The following is a 15,295-nucleotide window of genomic DNA, read 5'->3' as shown; positions in this document are numbered from 1 at the left end:
GTCAGCCGTGGCCGGCGCTCAAGCGCTCCCACAAAAAGCCGTAGACCAGCGCTTTCATGTACGCACTCTGGGCATTATCCGCCGCGCCGCCGTGGCCGCCTTCGATGTTTTCGTAGTACGTCACGTCCTGGCCGGCATCGATCATTTTGGCCGCAAGTTTACGGGCATGGGCCGGGTGTACGCGGTCATCGCGGGTCGAGGTGGTGAACAGCACCGGCGGATAGGTCTTGGCCGGGTCGAACAGGTGGTAGGGTGAAAACGTCTGGATGTAGGCCCATTCTTCAGGCACGTCCGGGTTGCCGTACTCTTCCATCCACGAGGCGCCTGCCAGCAAATGGTGATAGCGCTGCATGTCGAGCAACGGCACCTGGATGACGACGGCTGCGAACAGCTCGGGGTATTGGGTGAGCATATTGCCGGTCAACAGGCCGCCATTGCTGCCACCTTGCACGGCCAGGTGTCGGGGCGAGGTGATCTTGCGGTTGATCAGGTCTTGCGCCACTGCGGCAAAATCCTCATAGGCGCGCGCACGCTTGTGCTTGAGCGCCGCCTGATGCCAACGCGGGCCGTATTCGCCGCCGCCGCGAATATTCGCGACGGCATACACACCGCCTTTGGACAGCCAGGCGCGGCCCAGCCCGCCGGAATACTCCGGGCACAGCGACACTTCAAAACCGCCATAACCGTAGAGCAAGGTCGGCGCGTTGGCGTTGTACTGCAAGCCCTGTTCGTGCACCAGGAAATACGGCACGCGGGTGCCGTCCTTGGACACGGCAAAATGCTGTTCAACCTCATGCCGGCTCGCCTCGAAGAACGCCGGCATGGCTTTGAGCACTTCAGGTTGCGCGCCAAGCTCGGCCAGTGACAGCGTGACCGGCGTGAGAAAACCTCGGGTGACCATCCACACGGCATCGCTGTCATCGCTGTCGACGGCGCTCACATCCACGGTCGCCATCGCCGGCGCGCCGATAAATGCGCTGCGTGCCCAGCCTTGTGGGCCCGGCGTCAGCGCGCTGAGGCGGTTTCTGACGTCCTCCAGCACGTTGAGTACCAAGTGGTTGCGGGTCCAGTCCATGCCGGCCAGTGAGGTGCTGTCCGATGGCACGAACAACAGGTCGAAATCCCGCGCGCCGGCCATGAACCGTGCAAAGTTGATCGCCAGCAACGAGCCGGCCACGTAGCCATCACCCACCGTCCAATCATCACGCAATTGCAGGAGCAACCAGTCTTTGTGCACCGACTTGTCGGCCGAGTTCGGCGCGTCGATTTTGCTCAGCGTGCCATCCGGGGCGCGCAGGTACAGTTCGTTGTTGTAGAACGCCAGGGTGCGGCTGACGAAATCACGCTCGTAGCCCGGTGTGCTGTCGTGCATCGCCGCGATATACATATCGTCGTGCCGGCCTTCGTAGACGATCGTCGCGGCACTCAGGGGCGTACCGCGCTGCCATTGCTTGACGATGCGCGGGTAACCCGAGCGGGTCATGCTGTCTGCACCGAAGTCGGTAAACACATACACGTTGTCGTGGTCGATCCAGCCCAGCCCACCCTTGGATTCGGGCAACTCGAAGCCATCATTGACCCAGGCTTTTTCGACCAGGTCGAATTCGCGCGTGACACTCGCGTCCGCGCCGCCCCGGGACAGTGCAACCAAGGCGCGTTGATAGCCAGGGTGCAGGCAGTCGGCGCCGTGCCATACCCAATTCTCACCTTCCAGGGCATTTAACGCGTCGATGTCCAGCACGGTTTCCCAGGCCGGTTGCGCCTTGCGATATTGCGCCAGCGTGGTCCGCCGCCACAGGCCGCGAGGGTGGGCGGCGTCGACCCAGAAGTTGTAATAGTGGGCGCCGATTTTTTCCACGTAAGGGATATTGCTGTCCGAATCGAGCACCGCCAGCAGGTCGGCCTGCATCGCCTTGAAAGGCGCGGATTCGGCGAGTCGGGCGTGGGCCTTGAGGTTTTGTGCGCGCACCCAATCCAGCGCCTGCGTGCTGTCGACGTCTTCCAGCCAAAGGTAAGGATCGTCGCCCGTGGAAGGCGGTGTCGGGAGGTTTGGCATCTGCGCATCCTGTGGAAAATTTGTTCGGAAAATCAAGGAGTGTCACTCAACCGCGCCCAACCCTGCAACCAGCACCTCCACCACCGCACGCACCTTGGGCAGCGCATAGCGGTTTTTGACCCAGGCCACACTGATGCCCATGCCGACACTGGCCAACTGCGGCAAGACTTGCACCAGCGAGCCGTCCTGCAAGTGTTGCTCAACCAGCCACGACGGCAGTTGCGCGATACCGCAGCCGGCCAGCGCAGCCAACTTCAGCCCGGCGCCATGGCCGATCACCAGTTGCGGCTGCACGTGGCTGTGCAGTGTCGCGCCATGTTCGCCGGCGTGCTGCCAGTGGCTGACGCGACCATCGACCCAGCCGTAGGCAATGCACTGATGCTGTTCAAGGTCACGCTCGGACTGTGGCGTGCCGTGGCGAGTGAGATACGCAGGGGACGCACATAAAACATGCCACTCTCGGGTAAGTAACTGGTGCCCTACCGTCTCCGGCCAGGCCGGGTCGTCGCCGATGTGCACGACGATATCCACGCCTTCCTTGAACGGATCGACAAAGCCATCAGAGAAGGAGATGTGCGGGGTCAGCAATGGATGAGTGTTCAGCCACGGCAGCAGGATCGGCAGCACCTGCGCCTGGCCAAAGGCGCCGGGCAGGTCGATGCGCACACGCCCGCGCAGTTCGGTGTTTTCAGCCTGCAATGCCCATTCGGCTTCTTCCAGGTCGGTTAATACGCCGGTGCAGGTGCGCAGGTAGGCAACGCCGGCATCGGTCAGCGACAACCTGCGCGTGGTGCGGTGGAACAGTCGGGCACCCAGACGGGCTTCCAGGCGCGCAATGCTTTTACTCACGGCCGAGGCGGTCAGGTTCATTTTCTCGGCGGTCGCGGTAAAGCTGCCGTGCTGCGCGACACAGACAAATACATCGATGCCCTTCAGGCGCTCTGAAGAAAACATGCACAGCCCTTATTCATGAATTGAGTTCCTGTGTCTGGATAAAAACCATCCTAAATCAGAACTCGGTTCAAAGGTAAGCTGCTTGTACTCTGATAAATGGACTCTGAGGCTCGAATGCTGGCCACGCTGAAAAACTACCCCGCCACCCTCAACCTGCTATTGAGCGCCTCGCTGATACTGACGCTCGCCCGCGCAATCACCCTGCCCTACCTGGTCATCTATTTGTCGAGCCACTTTGGCTTGAGCATCGCCGATATCGGCTTGGTGATCGGCAGCACACTGATCATCGGCTCGCTGCTGAGCCTGTATGGCGGCTTTCTGGTGGATCGGATGAGCAGTTACCGGCTTATCCTGCTCTTCTGCGGTGTGTTCACGCTGGGCTTTCTCGGCGCCCCTATCGCGCCTGCGCTCTGGCTGTTTTACCTGTGCCTGGTGTTGGTGAACCTGGCGTATGCGGTGATTGATATCGCGGTAAAAGCCGGGTTTGGCAGCCTGCTCCCCGTTGATCAGCGCAGTGAAGCGTTTTCGATCAAATACACGCTGACCAATATCGGTTATGCCGTCGGGCCGTTCCTGGGCGCGGGGTTGGCCGCCGTGGATGCCAGCCTGCCGTTTCTGATGTCAGCCGGGCTGGGTGCCGGGTTCTTGTTTATTTACTTCGTGTGGGGCGACAGGCGTTTGGAGACGGCCCAAGCAAACCAGCCACCCGTAGCGTTCCTGGCGGTCGCCACACTGCTGCTGCGCGATTACCGCCTGGTGTGCTTTACCCTCGGCGGACTTCTCAGTGCCGTGGTATTCGGCCAGTTCACGGCCTACCTCTCGCAGTACCTGATCGTCACCACTACACCTCAGGAGACCTACCGGATCATCAGCACGATCGTGGCCACCAATGCCCTGACAGTTATCAGCTTGCAATACAGCCTCGGCAAGCGGATTTCCCCGCGCGACCTGAATCGGTGGCTTGCCGCTGGCCTGAGCCTGTTTATTGTCGGGCTGGGCGGGTTTGCGCTGTCGACCACGCTGCTGATGTGGGTGCTGTCGATGGCGATTTTCACCCTTGGCGAAATTATCGTGTTCCCGGCCGAATACATGTTCATCGATAACATCGCGCCCAATCACCTGCGCGGCATGTACTACGCCGCGCAGAACCTGGGCAATGTCGGCGCGGCGTTGGGGCCGGTGTTGTGTGGGTGGGTGTTGGCTACGCAGCCGGCGTACAGCATGTTTTATATGTTGGTGGTTTTTGTTGTGGCGGGCGGGTTGATGTACTTTTTGGGAGGGCTGACTGCTAGTAAGCGTGGCAGCCTGACGCCACCGTAAGACGTTTGAAGGAGTGGATTCATCTTGTTGCGAGGCAACGACAGCGGGTTGTGAGCCTCGTTCCTTGCACGCTACGCAATACACCTTTGTCATCACGCCTATTGATAGCTCCCTAACGAAAACGCCATTCTAGAGGGCTCGCCTCTCGCTTATATCATTCCGAATGATAGTTACCTTTGTTTCATTCGATTCGTGACATAGCACCTCGCCGCGCATGATCCGCCCATCTCAAATACATTGGCGGATGCACCTCATGGAACAGTCACTCAAACACTTGCGCTTCCCCTTGGCGATTTTGGCCGTTGTGGTGATGAGCGCCTGCGGTAAGACCCCGGATCAAGCGGCCGCCATGCCCCCCGCGAAAATCAGTGTGGCCAAGGTGCTGGAACAGCCGGTCAACGAGTGGGATGAATTCACCGGTCGCCTGGAAGCCCCGGAAACCGTGCAGATTCGTCCGCGCGTATCCGGCCAGATCGACCAGGTGGCCTTCACCGAAGGCGCTCTGGTGAAGAAAGGCGACCTGCTGTTCCAGATCGACCCGCGCCCGTTCCAGGCTGAGGTGCGCCGCCTCGAAGCCCAGCTCGCACAAACCAAAGCCGCCGCCAGCCGTAGCGATAACGAAGCGCAACGTGGCGAGCGTCTGCGCCAGAGCAATGCGATCTCCGCTGAACTGGCTGACTCGCGCACCACCGCCGCCCAGGAAGCCCGCGCCGCTGTCGCCGGGATCCAGGCGCAGTTGGACCTGGCCAAGTTGAACCTGAGTTTTACCCGCGTGACCTCGCCGATCAGTGGCCGCGTCAGCCGTGCGGAAATCACCGCCGGCAACCTGGTGACCGCCGACACCACGCCGCTGACCAGCGTGGTCTCTACCGACAAGGTTTACGCCTACTTCGACGCCGACGAGCGCGTGTACCTCAAGTACACCGAGCTGGCTCGCGAAGGCCGCCGTGGCGCGACCACTCCTGTGTACCTGGGCCTGTCCAACGAAACCGGCAACCCGCACCTGGGCCAGATGAACTTCGTCGACAACCAGGTCAACCCGGCCACTGGCACCATCCGTGGTCGCGCCGTGTTCGATAACAGCAAGGGCGAATACACCCCGGGCCTGTATGCCCGCTTGAAGTTGGTCGGCAGCGGCACCTACTCCGCCGTGCTGATCAACGACGAAGCGGTGGGCACCGACCTTGGCAAGAAGTTCGTGCTGGTGATGGACGGTGACAAGCCGGCTTATCGCTCGGTGGAACTGGGGCCGAAGATCGAAGGCCTGCGCATCGTGCGCAGCGGTTTGAACAAGGACGACACCATCGTCGTGAAGGGCTTGCAGCGCATTCGTCCGGGTTCGCCGGTTGCACCGGAAACGATCCCGATGGCCAGCAAGGAAACCCTCGCCGCCTTGGCACAACAACGACAAGCGCTTGAAGCCAGCAACCTGGAACAAGTGGCGCCGGATAAAGCCGCGCCCAAGCTCGCAGCCGTCGCGACTCCACGCGGTTAAGGGATACAACTCAAGATGAATTTTTCCAAGTTCTTCATTTCGCGGCCGATCTTCGCAGCGGTGCTGTCGCTGTTGATTTTGATCGCCGGTGCGATCTCGCTGTTCCAACTGCCGATCAGCGAATACCCGGAAGTGGTGCCGCCCACCGTGGTGGTACGTGCCAACTTCCCGGGCGCCAACCCCAAAGTCATCGGTGAAACCGTGGCCGCTCCGTTGGAGCAAGCCATTACCGGTGTCGAGAACATGCTGTACATGTCCTCGCAGTCGACTGCCGATGGCAAGCTGACCCTGACCATCACCTTCGCCCTGGGCACCGACCTGGATAACGCGCAGGTGCAGGTGCAGAACCGTGTGACCCGCACGCAGCCCAAGCTGCCTGAGGAAGTGACGCGCATCGGTATTACCGTCGACAAGGCTTCCCCTGACCTGACCATGGTTGTGCACTTGACCTCACCGGACAAGCGTTACGACATGCTCTACCTGTCCAACTATGCCTTACTCAACGTAAAGGATGAGTTGGCGCGTCTGGGCGGTGTGGGTGACGTGCAGTTGTTCGGCATGGGCGACTACTCCCTGCGTGTTTGGCTGGACCCGAACAAAACCGCTTCGCGCAACCTGACCGCCACCGATGTGGTCAACGCGATTCGTGAGCAGAACCGTCAAGTGGCCGCCGGTGCCCTGGGTGCGCAACCTGCACCGAATGCCACCAGCTTCCAGTTGTCGGTGAACACTCAGGGCCGCCTGGTGACGGAGGAGGAGTTCGAGAACATCATTATCCGCTCCGGCGCCAACGGTGAAATCACCCGCCTTAAAGACATTGCACGGGTAGAGCTGGGTTCCAGCCAGTATGCGCTGCGCTCGTTGCTCAACAACCAGCCGGCGGTGGCGATCCCGATCTTCCAGCGCCCAGGTTCCAACGCCATCGAGATCTCCAACGAAGTACGCGCCAAGATGGCGGAGCTGAAAAAGAGCTTCCCGGAAGGCATGGATTTCAGCATCGTCTATGACCCTACCATCTTCGTGCGTGGCTCTATCGAGGCGGTGGTTCACACCCTGTTCGAAGCACTGATTCTGGTGGTGCTGGTGGTGATCCTGTTCCTGCAAACCTGGCGCGCCTCGATTATTCCATTGGTGGCGGTGCCGGTATCGTTGATCGGTACCTTTGCGGTGATGCACTTGTTTGGCTTCTCGCTCAACGCACTGTCGCTGTTCGGCCTGGTACTGGCCATCGGTATCGTGGTGGACGACGCCATCGTGGTGGTGGAGAACGTCGAGCGAAATATCGAGTTGGGACTCGAACCGTTCCCGGCCACCGAAAAGGCCATGAGCGAAGTAACCGGCCCGATCATCGCGACCGCGTTGGTGCTGTGTGCGGTGTTCATTCCAGCGGCCTTTATCAGCGGCTTGACCGGTCAGTTCTATAAGCAGTTCGCGTTGACCATTGCCATTTCCACGGTGATCTCGGCATTCAACTCGCTGACCTTGTCCCCTGCCCTGGCCGCCGTGTTGCTGCGCAGCCATGACGCGCCGAAGGATCGCTTCTCCAAGGTGCTCGACAAGCTGTTGGGTGGCTGGTTGTTCCGCCCATTCAACCGCTTCTTCGAGAAAGCCAGCCATGGGTATGTGGGCACCGTACGCCGGGTGATTCGCGGCAGTGGTATCGCGCTGTTCCTGTACGCCGGCCTGATGGTCCTGACCTGGCTGGGCTTTGCCCACACGCCAACCGGTTTCGTACCGGCCCAGGACAAGCAGTACCTGGTGGCTTTTGCGCAATTGCCGGACGCCGCGAGCCTGGACCGTACCGAAGACGTGATCAAGCGCATGTCCGACATCGCGCTGAAACAACCCGGCGTGGAAGCCGCCGTCGCCTTCCCGGGCCTGTCGATCAACGGCTTCACCAACAGTCCGAACAGCGGCATCGTGTTCGTGACCTTGAAGCCCTTCGATGAGCGTAAAGACCCGAGCATGTCCGCTGGCGCAATTGCCGGTGCATTGAACGGCAAATACAGCAGCATCGAGGAAGCCTACATGGCGATCTTCCCACCGCCGCCGGTACAGGGCCTGGGTACGATCGGCGGGTTCCGCCTGCAAATCGAAGACCGTGGCAACCTGGGTTACGACGAGCTGTACAAGGAAGTGCAGAACATCATCACCAAGAGCCGTACCACGCCTGAATTGTTCGGCCTGTTCACCAGCTACACGGTCAACGTACCGCAGGTCGATGCTGCCATCGACCGCGAAAAAGCCAAGACCCATGGCGTGGCGATCAGCGACATCTTCGACACCCTGCAGATCTACCTGGGTTCGTTGTATGCCAACGACTTCAACCGCTTTGGCCGTACTTACCAGGTCAACGTGCAGGCAGACCAGCAGTTCCGCCTGGATGAAGACCAGATCGGCCAGCTGAAAGTGCGTAACAACAAGGGCGAGATGATCCCTCTGGCGACCTTTATCAAGGTCAGCGACACCTCGGGGCCGGACCGCGTGATGCACTACAACGGCTTTATCACCGCCGAAATCAACGGCAACGCCGCACCGGGCTACAGCTCCGGCCAGGCTCAGGCGGCGATTGAGAAACTGCTCAAAGATGAATTGCCCAACGGCATGACCTACGAGTGGACCGACCTGACCTATCAGCAAATCCTCTCGGGCAATACCGCGCTGTTCGTGTTCCCGCTCTGCGTACTGCTGGCGTTCCTGGTGCTCGCCGCCCAATACGAAAGCTGGAGCCTGCCACTGGCGGTGATCCTGATCGTACCGATGACCCTGCTGTCGGCCATCACCGGGGTGATTATCTCCGGTGGCGACAACAACATCTTCACCCAGATCGGCCTGATCGTATTGGTGGGCCTGGCGTGTAAGAACGCGATTCTGATCGTCGAGTTTGCCAAGGATAAACAGCAGGAAGGTCTCGATCCGCTGGCCGCGGTACTGGAAGCTTGCCGCTTGCGTCTGCGGCCGATCCTGATGACCTCGTTCGCCTTCATCATGGGTGTGGTGCCTCTGGTGTTGTCCAGCGGTGCCGGTGCCGAGATGCGTCATGCCATGGGTGTGGCGGTGTTCTCCGGGATGATCGGGGTGACCTTCTTCGGTCTGTTGCTGACCCCAGTGTTCTACGTACTGATCCGTCGTTATGTGGAGCGCGGCGAAGCACGCAAAGCGGCCAAGGCCTTGAAGCTGGAGACACAGCAATGAGCGTGAAAGTATTTTTGCCGAGCTTGCTGGTACTGGCGCTGAGCGCCTGTGCCGTAGGCCCGGACTACAAAACCGAAAAATTGGAGGCGGCCAATATCACGGCCGCCGCCGACACCAAAAGCTATGACCACGCCAAGTACGAAGGCATCTGGTGGCAGCAGTTCGAGGACCCGACCCTCAACCAACTGGTCACCCAGTCGTTGAGCGGTAACCGCGACCTGCGTGTGGCGTTCGCCCGTCTGCGGGCGGCACGCGCCATCCGTGATGACGTGGCCACCGACATCATGCCGGTCGTCACCTCTCGCGCCAGCAGCGACGTGGGCAAAGGCCAGATCCCGGGCCAGACCACCAAACGCGTCAACAGCGAGCGCTACGACCTGGGCCTGGACATGGCCTGGGAAGTCGACTTGTTCGGCCGCATCCGTCGCAACCTGGAAGCCAGCGATGCGGACCAACAGGTCGCCGAAGCCGACCTGTACCAACTGCAAGTCACCATGATTGCCGAACTGGTAGACGCCTACGGCCAACTGCGCGGCGCTCAATTGCGTGAACGCATTGCTCTGGACAACCTGAAGAACCAGCAGGAATCGCGCACCATTACCGTGAGCCTGCGTGATGCCGGTGTGGGCGATCAGCTCGATGTAGAACGCGCCGACGCACGCCTGGCCGCCGTTGAAGCCAGCGTGCCGCAACTGCAAGCCGAGCAAGTGCGCGAGCGTAACCGCATCGCCACCCTCCTCGGCCAGCGCCCCGACAAGCTGAGCGTGGACCTGAGCCCCAAAGACCTGCCGGCGATTGCCAAGGCCTTGCCGATCGGCGACCCCGGCCAGTTGCTGCAACGTCGCCCGGACATTCTCAGCGCCGAACGCAAACTGGCCGCCGCCACCGCGCGTATCGGCGTGGCCAAGGCCGACCTGTTCCCACGGGTCAGCCTCAGCGGCTTCCTCGGCTTTACCGCCGGGCGTGGTTCGCAGATCGGTTCGGCTGCCGCCAATGCCTGGTCCCTTGGCCCTAGCATCACCTGGGCCGCCTTTGACCTGGGCAGCGTGCGTGCACGGTTGCGCGGTGCGAATGCCGAAGCCGATGGCGCCCTGGCGACCTACGAGCAGCAAGTGTTGCTGGCGTTGGAAGAATCGGAGAATGCCTTCAGTGATTACGGCAAACGCCAGCAGCGCCTGGTCTCGCTGATTCGTCAAAGTGAATCCAGCCGCGCTGCCGCAGACCTCGCCGCGATTCGTTATCGCGAAGGCACCGTGGACTTCCTGGTGCTGCTCGATGCGCAGCGTGAGCGCTTGGCGGCTGAAGACTCCCAGGCCCAGGCCGAAGTGGACTTGTATCGCGGCATCGTCGCGATCTACAAGGCCCTGGGCGGTGGCTGGCAGCCGGACACGGTCGTCGCCAGCAGCAAGTGATGTAACGAGCTCCTTTGGTTGGTCGCATCCAGCCAATTTTTAGCCCTGCGGCTCATTCGGTCGCGGGGCTTTTTTTTGCTGATGATTTGAGGTGAGGCTTTCAGCTCGGTCGTGCAGGAGGGCGACAGTTGTCGGGGCGCGCGGAGAGTCGGGGTCAAACCAGCGAGAGATGAGCATCCCTGCTCGAAACAACAGTTGTTACGTTTTAGAAACGATTCAGCCTTCAGACGCCTTGGGCGGTGATTGCTGGGCAAAATCTATCGTGCCGTTAACCGTATTTGGCAATCCGATGTTTCCCACTAAGTTAGTGACTTCTTTGCCCGTACGCTCGCGTGGCGATAGCCTGATTAATGTCGCGGTTTTTTTGCTACCACACACCAGTTTTCTGAAATCAGAGAGTCCTTTCCCTAATGATTTAGGGACGTTCACCCCCACGCTTCTGACGCCCATTGCGGTGAGACGAAACAAGGATTTCGCCGTGCCGGCCACTGCCCCCGGTAGATTAAACATCGACAGCACTGCTTTACCCGCAACGGCTAACTTGGCAGCTATCGACCCTGCCTTGGCGACCGCGCTGACGGCACTGGCGGCCACAAACAGAGCACCTACAATTTCCAAGCCCAGCCCAATAGCGCCCACGGCAACACGACGGCGATCGCCTGAGGCGAGCTCTTCGATATTGCCTTTGAACGGAATCAGGGTATTGATGACGAAATTATCAATAGCATCCAAACGCTGCTGAACGGCTTCGTTATACGTCGTGCCTGCAGCTTGCTTCATCAGCAGCAAGGGGTCGACGAGCAAATTTTCCAGTTGCAGGGCTCTAAGAATTTCAGCCGTTCGTGTCGATGAATAGGTATTGGGCAAGCCCGCTGATGCGTCCTGACGCTTAGGCGGCGCGGGAAAGTGCGCGACGACCTCAATATCAACCGGCAGTGTCGGGCTTAGGCGCCGGCGCATGATTTTCCCGAAGGAATCGGTACCCGAATCACTCATAAACGTCATGGCGTCGACCAGTTCCGCGCGTTCTGCGTAGCGGTTAGAGCCAGGGAGAAACTCATAACACTTGGCGCCCGACGCATCTCTGAGAAATAGAACAAGCCCGATTTTTTGCTGAGCCTCTTCTTGATTGAGGTCGCCCTCTTGAGTCGAAGCGCCATAGACGGTGACTTCGCCAGACTCTAACCTTCGCCTGTCTTCAACAGGCAATTCGCTCATCAGCATTTTCGTGGCAATGCCCTGATAGGTTGCCAAGCTTGTAATGCCCTGCACGACGGGCAATAGAAACACGCTTTCGATCGGCTTCAACTTTACAAGTTGATTCTTCAATGCCTCGAACGCGGTTTTATCTGAAGGGTTGATAAAGTTCCATTCTTTCGTGTTTATATTTTCAGCCGTCAACTCGCCTGACAAGTATAAATCCTTGATTGAACAAGGCCCCGCTGCAAGCCCAAGGACAGTGGTATCAGGTTTCCACGCGTTGATGGCTGAGTTCGCAATGTTGCTCAAGGGTACAGCGTTAACAACTGAAGAACTGGGCTTGAACAGTACCGTCCTTTTACTAAAGAACTCACTCTGGCCAGGGCAAACACGCTCCAATTCCTGTTCACCTACATGCGTGCGGGCTTTAAGTAATGAGCTGGCCTTATCAAGGCTGGCGGCCACTAGCCCACTGTCCTCCACGCGCTTGTTGTAAGCAATTGCCGCGGCATTCAGCGCTGTGGGTGAGTAATCATCCTCCTCGGTCACGACCCCCTGGGCCAAGGCCCAATCGTATATCGGTCCGGCACAGTGCATTGCTTCCAATTGTTCGTGTTCAGGCGAGACCGGCCTCAGTAAGGCACGAGAGCCAAGTTGTTCTACACTCATCAGCCGCGAACTGCCTTGAGATGCCATTTCCGCCAGTGCCGTGTGGACGCGCAGGCTGACCAGTGGCAACGTCCCCACACGTACAGTATCCGCGCCCTTCACCAGAAACTCGGGGGCGACGGTCGACAACAATGCATGCGTGACCAGTATGGCTTGCTCGAGGGGCAGTTGTTTTTCTCTGGCCAGGTGTTGTTCAAGCTCAGTACGCACCTCGAACAGGGTTTTTCCTGCGTTTGATGCCGAGTACAGGTTGTAGCCGCCGATATGATTGCGCTGCGTACCCAGCGTTGGATCTATGATCAGCAGATCACGGGTAAGGATCAGCTGTTTGCGATAGCTTGGCGAAGCCTTCCCGCGCACCTCTGCCCCGTCGTCTTTAAGTGCAGCAAGAATGGGCTCACAGCGCCTCAGTCCTGCACCTTGAGTCAACGCTTGGCTAATGAGTTCGTCGGCATTCTGGCGGATGGATACCGGGCTCTGGCCTGCCCAGGGTTTGGGTGAGCAATCAAGCAGTGTCAACTGTGGGGGTATGTTGTTGCCGGGTGCTGAGCGGCGGACTCTGATACGTTGCCCCTCGGTCAGGGAATCAGGTGATTGCTGATCTTCCAGAAAATTACGGGCATAGCTGCCAAGTGGTGGTTCTGGTGGTAGCGGGTTGAGTTTCCAATTCACAATGTTGCGCAAGTCGCTGGCAGTCATGACGGCCGGTAATTCGCTCGACGTTGCATAGCGCAGCAATTGCCATACATCGCCGATTGAATGTGATCTGATTATTTTTCCGGTTGCTTCCGATTGCTGAATGGCACTGTCGAGCAGTTGCGCGAGCGTGGGATGGGCCAGAACTTGCTCCGTCACGTTGCGCCACGGTCCAGATGTGCCGTTGGCGCTGACCATAAACTGCCCATTCTCCAGCCGAACCTGGGCATTCACGCCTGTGCGGTTTGCGCTCAAGATGGGTGCCATCAGAGGATCGCGCATCAAGCGCTTCACTATTCTGAGCCCCGAGCGATTGGCAATCCCAAGTGACGAACCCGGTGCAATGTCCTGGGAAATCGCTCTGAGGTCGATGTCCTCGTTGTCTGGTTTGTCCTTGAGCTTACTGAGCAGCGTATTTATCAATGCGCTTTCATTTTCTACATCCATGAACTCACGCTCTGCCAGCTTGCGCATTTCAGGCGACCGCAGGGGGTCTTCCTCAACAGGCTTTACCGGAAAACCGTTGGCTTTGAGAGCGTCGGCATCGGTACTGTTGATGGGCCAGCGAACGCCGTAGAACGCCGCAATCTCAGCGGGCAAAAGCCTGGTTCCGGGGTTGCTCAGGCCATTTGCTTGCGGATCAAGCATGGCAGCACTGGCAATCACCTGCCGTCCGATCGGCCACCAACCGCTGCCATCAGACGGGGTAAATGTAGTGATTTTACCGGTATCTTGCGCTTGTACCGTCAGGGTGGACCCCACTATGTGAAACCTAGGCATCACGAAATTTTGCGCCCTTACCCAAGCCTGCAGGGACGGCGCGTTCCACGCGTCAACAAAGTGGCCCATCCATTTGCCAATCGACGTCTCTGGCGACAAATCTTGAAAGCGCCAATCGTCTTGGTGCCCGCTACTCAGCAGGGTGGCCAGTTCAGCGTCAGCTTCAGCGGTTGGTTTAACGGCAACCGCCAGCTTGTCCGTTTGGCCGGTTGACGTCGCCAGGTTCAGCTCACCGGGTGACGGATTTGATTGGTGTGAGAGCGCACTGTTGCCTGTATCAACACGGGATAAGCTCATTAGACGTACTCCAGAGAAAGGAGCCTAATAATCTGAGAGCCGCCCCTTCGAAACGGATCGGCTTATTCTGAAGCGCAGTGCAGCAAGTGTATGTACACATTACCTCCTGCTAATCAACGCATGAGTCTGCGTCACAAAGACGGCAACGCGTCACTCAGAATCAGGCTGCGGTAGTGCCCTGGGTTTGAGCCGGACCATTTGCGGAAGGCTTTGTAGAATGAGCTGACATCAGCAAAACCAAGGCGCACGGCAATTTCAACAAAACTGATATCGGCCTCGGCAAGCCAGACAATCGCCAGTTCCTTGCGCACGCTATCCTTGAGCCCCTGATAAGTCTGCCCTTCATCTGCCAGGCGGCGACGCAAGGTTGACGCCGATATACACAGGTTGGCCGCCAAGCCTTCGGTTTCGGGCCAGGTATTGGCAGGCATATGGCGCAGATCATTTTTGATGCGATTGGCCAGGCTCGCCGGGTCGCGGTACTTGACCAGTATGTTGGCCGGCGCATGCGCCAGGAACCGCTTGAGTTCTTCCGGGCTACGCTTGATCGGCAGGTCGAGACAGTCGGCAGAAAAGATCATGCGCGTGCGTGGCCGATCAAAGCGCAGGTTGTCGGAGAACATCACGCGGTAGTCATCACAGAATTGCGGCTGCGGGCAACGCAGCTCAATGGCGAGTATCGGGATACGCCGACCCGCCAGCCAACAGGCCACGCCGTGGACGATCATCCAATAGGTGAAATAGGTAAACGCGCGTTTGGGTTCGGGTTCGAGCAAGACGATTTCTGCCAGGCTCTGTTGGCGCACCAGCTGTGCAGGCATCTGCTCGAACATCAGCGACAAAAAACCCAGGCCGGTTTCCAGGCCGGCATCCAGGCTCGGTTGCGCCATCGCGGCGCGGCACAGGAACGCCAGGCTGCCAGACTTGAGTTGGCGCGGGTCCATGCCAAAAAACTCATCGTCCATGCGCCGCGCCAGCAAGCGCCACAGGCGTGCGTAGGCCGTGGCGGGCACGCGAGCGTCGGGCTGCTCGAGCAGCGCCGGGTCTATTCCGACCTTGCTCAAGGCTTCAACCGTGGCCGTGCCGGGCGCGCAGCTCTGCAGCAAGGCTTCGCGCACAAGATGGATAGAGATGGTGTCTTTTTCCGCCATGGGAATCGGGCTATTCAATGCTGCAAAAGATGGGATGCATCATAAGGGCGGTTGCGATTCGCCACCACCG

At 59.2% G+C, this 15,295-nt stretch carries 8 protein-coding genes; 4 read left to right on the top strand and 4 right to left on the bottom strand.

All coding sequences use genetic code 11. The features are described from left to right. Position 1 precedes the first annotated feature (1 nt). Positions 2 to 2,056: a prolyl oligopeptidase family serine peptidase gene (locus HU759_RS14695; RefSeq protein WP_186616940.1), complete on the bottom strand. Its 2,055-nt coding sequence runs from the start codon at positions 2,054 to 2,056 to the stop codon at positions 2 to 4. A 42-nt stretch (positions 2,057 to 2,098) separates the two neighbouring features. After that, a complete protein-coding gene (locus tag HU759_RS14690; RefSeq protein ID WP_186616941.1) occupies positions 2,099 to 3,010 on the bottom strand; it encodes a LysR family transcriptional regulator in 912 nt (303 codons plus the stop codon). A gap of 114 nt (positions 3,011 to 3,124) precedes the next feature. Here HU759_RS14690 and HU759_RS14685 point away from each other — a divergent pair, with 114 nt between their 5' ends. The 4 genes from HU759_RS14685 (at position 3,125) to HU759_RS14670 (ending at position 10,432) form a co-directional block, all read left to right on the top strand. Then, positions 3,125 to 4,330 (top strand): MFS transporter, encoded by a 1,206-nt coding sequence (locus HU759_RS14685; RefSeq protein WP_186616942.1) that lies wholly within the window; start codon positions 3,125 to 3,127, stop codon positions 4,328 to 4,330. Between the two features lie 253 nt (positions 4,331 to 4,583). Then, complete coding sequence (gene mexE, locus HU759_RS14680) at positions 4,584 to 5,825, top strand: multidrug efflux RND transporter periplasmic adaptor subunit MexE (protein ID WP_176992254.1); 1,242 nt, start codon at positions 4,584 to 4,586, stop codon at positions 5,823 to 5,825. 15 nt (positions 5,826 to 5,840) lie between these two features. Then, entirely contained in the window at positions 5,841 to 9,020 is a 3,180-nt protein-coding gene (locus HU759_RS14675; protein WP_017135542.1) for an efflux RND transporter permease subunit, read from the top strand. Next, positions 9,017 to 10,432 carry a TolC family protein gene (locus HU759_RS14670; protein ID WP_099549834.1) on the top strand — a complete coding sequence of 472 codons (1,416 nt, stop codon included), beginning with the start codon at positions 9,017 to 9,019 and terminating at the stop codon, positions 10,430 to 10,432. Before HU759_RS14675 ends, HU759_RS14670 begins: the two co-directional genes overlap by 4 nt. 216 nt (positions 10,433 to 10,648) lie before the next feature. On the opposite strand, the gene HU759_RS14665 is transcribed toward HU759_RS14670, so the two are convergent. Both HU759_RS14665 and HU759_RS14660 read right to left on the bottom strand, forming a co-directional pair. After that, positions 10,649 to 14,074, bottom strand: a complete 3,426-nt coding sequence (locus HU759_RS14665) for a hypothetical protein (protein ID WP_186616943.1) — start codon at positions 14,072 to 14,074, stop codon at positions 10,649 to 10,651. A 131-nt stretch (positions 14,075 to 14,205) separates the two neighbouring features. Next, complete coding sequence (locus HU759_RS14660; protein ID WP_017135539.1) at positions 14,206 to 15,225, bottom strand: AraC family transcriptional regulator; 1,020 nt, start codon at positions 15,223 to 15,225, stop codon at positions 14,206 to 14,208. Positions 15,226 to 15,295 lie beyond the last annotated feature (70 nt).

Origin of the sequence: Pseudomonas sp. OE 28.3 (assembly GCF_014268205.2) — a bacterium.
In the GTDB taxonomy this organism is placed as follows: domain Bacteria; phylum Pseudomonadota; class Gammaproteobacteria; order Pseudomonadales; family Pseudomonadaceae; genus Aquipseudomonas; species Aquipseudomonas edaphica.
The sequence above is the reverse complement of the archived record's forward strand: the minus strand, read 5'-3'. Positions and strand labels throughout refer to the sequence as shown.